The following is a 2,225-nucleotide window of genomic DNA, read 5'->3' as shown; positions in this document are numbered from 1 at the left end:
GGCGCTTCCAGGAGAGCGGGGAGTGGCCGGAGCGGGCCGCCCACCTCGCATGAACCGGACGGCGTGAGGGAGCGAGCATGGGCACGACGGGCTACGGGCGCCGGGTGGCGGAGGACGGCGGGGTTGTCCGGTACGCGTTCGGGACGGGTCCGGACGCGGTCGACGGGATCCTCGTGATCCCGCTCGACGACCCCGACCGGTGGTACGTCGAGGGCCGAGAGGACCGCCCGGTGCTCGCGCGCAACGTGCTGCACGCGGCGCTCAGGTCCCGGCGCCGGGAGGGCGCGTGGCCCCGCGACGCGTCGTTCTTCTCGTGAGCGGCGTCTTCGCGTACGCGCGCAAGGTCGGCGAGAGCGCCGCCGAGGTGCGGTACGAGAGCGGCGCCTGGCCGGAGCGGATCGCGAAGCAGTGACGCACCCCGCCGCGCGGCCCGCGACAGGGACGCCGCCCGCGCACACGGTGTACGCCGACCCGGGCGCCAGTTCGCGTCCGCCAGGCGTCACCGTGTACACAGTGCGTATGAGCGGGGTCCTGGTCTACGCCGACAAGATCGACGAGAACGCGGCGGAGGTCCGCTACGAGGTCCGCCGCGACCAGCCGGACGGCGCGGTCGACGGCGTCCTGGTGATCGAGACCTCGGGCGACCGCAGCACCTGGCACGTCGAGGGCCGGAACGCGTCGAGCGCGCTCGCCGGCCTGGTCGTCGGGCGCGCGGTCCGGCACCGCGGCGAGCAGGGCGCCTGGCCCGACAGGGTCGCGCAGCAGTAGCGCCGCCCTACTCCGGGGCCGCCGCCAGCTCGTCCCACACCGGCCCGTACCCGAGCCGCGCCTGCTCCAGCGCGACGACCTCGCGCGCCAGCCCCGCCTCGGTCACGTCGACCGCGGCCACGGACGCCGCGGCCACCGAGGACTCCCGCACGTAGGCGTCGAACACCCGCCGCTTGCCGGCGAGCAGCTCGACGATCCGCTCGTCCACGCCGTCCTCGGCGAGCAACCGGTGCGCGACGACCGCCCGCACCTGGCCCATCCGGTGCAGCCGCGCGACGGCCTGCGCCTCCGCGGACGGGGTGAGCTGCGGCTCGCAGAGCACGGCCACCGACGCGGCCTGCAGGTTCAGCCCGACGCCGCCGACCGTGATCTGCGCGACCAGCACGCCGTCGCGCGGGCCGGCGGAGAACGCGTCGATGACGGCCTGGCGCTCGTCGGCGGGGACGTCGCCGGTCAGCGGCCCGAACACCCGGGGCGCGCCGGGCCCGGACCCGATCGCGCCGACGACCACGTCGAGCACGTCCCGGAAGTACGAGAAGACCACGGTGCGCTGCCCGTTCGCGCCGGCCTCGGCGACGACCTCGCGCAGCCGCTCCAGCTTGGTCGACTCGCCCGGGTCGGCGGTCAGCCAGGCCGCGCGGCGCATCGCCATGAAGTTCCCGCTCGCCACCGCGGCCCGGTACACCTCCTCGCCGGCCGGGGACAGGTCCTCCCAGTCGTCGACGAGCACCAGGTCCGGCAGCTCGACCAGCACGTCGGCCTGGTTCCGCCGCAGGTAGACGGGGGCGACGTCCCGGCGGAAGGTGTCGGCGCCGACGAGCCCCAGGTGCCGGGGGAGCGACCCCGCGAGGTCGGCGTCGAGCAGCCGCACCAGCGAGACGAAGTCGTCGATCCGGTTGTCCATCGGCGTGCCGGTCAGCAGCAGGACCCGCCAGACGGCCGACGCCCACGCCGCCACCGCCCGGGAGCGCTGCGCCTCGGGGTTCTTGACGTAGTGCGCCTCGTCGACGACCAGCATCGCGACCTCGGCGCCGTCGAGCGGCACGTGCGGCAGCCCCTCGAAGGTCGTCACCCCGATCCCGCCCTCCGCCTGCCAGCGCGCGACCGCCGCCGCCCGGTCCGGCCCGTGCAGCCGGTGCCCGGTCAGCGTGGTCTTCGCGCCGACCTCGCGCAGCCAGTTGACCAGCACACCGGCGGGGCAGACGACGAGGAACCGCCGCTCGCCCGCGGCCGCCAGGTGCGCGATCGCCGCCAGCGCCTGCACCGTCTTGCCGAGGCCCATCTCGTCGCCCAGCAGCGCGCGGCCCTGGTTGAGGGCGAACCGCGCGCCGAACTCCTGGTACCCGCGCAGCGGCACCCGCATCGCCGACAGGTCGAGGGGGTGCGCGGCGACCCGCTCGGCGAGCTCCGCGGTGAGCAGGCCGCGCGCGGCGAGCACGTCCTGGGCGAGCGGGACG

3 protein-coding genes are annotated in these 2,225 nt (G+C 76.0%); 2 read left to right on the top strand and 1 reads right to left on the bottom strand.

Going from position 1 to position 2,225, the window contains the following annotated elements; translation table 11 throughout:
- Positions 1 to 77 precede the first annotated feature (77 nt).
- Together VER05_RS06030 and VER05_RS06025 are read left to right on the top strand one after the other, a co-directional pair.
- Entirely contained in the window at positions 78 to 317 is a 240-nt protein-coding gene (locus VER05_RS06030) for a hypothetical protein (protein ID WP_324844478.1), read from the top strand.
- 202 nt (positions 318 to 519) lie between these two features.
- Positions 520 to 768, top strand: a complete 249-nt coding sequence (locus tag VER05_RS06025; protein WP_324844477.1) for a hypothetical protein — start codon at positions 520 to 522, stop codon at positions 766 to 768.
- Positions 769 to 775: 7 nt separating this feature from the next.
- On the opposite strand, the gene VER05_RS06020 is transcribed toward VER05_RS06025, so the two are convergent.
- Positions 776 to 2,225, bottom strand: a 1,450-nt coding sequence (locus VER05_RS06020; protein WP_324844476.1) for a DEAD/DEAH box helicase, incomplete at its 5' end; no start/stop codon positions are given.

The organism is Cellulomonas sp., from assembly GCF_035634735.1.
In the GTDB taxonomy this organism is placed as follows: Bacteria; Actinomycetota; Actinomycetes; order Actinomycetales; family Cellulomonadaceae; genus Cellulomonas.
The sequence above is the reverse complement of the archived record's forward strand: the minus strand, read 5'-3'. Positions and strand labels throughout refer to the sequence as shown.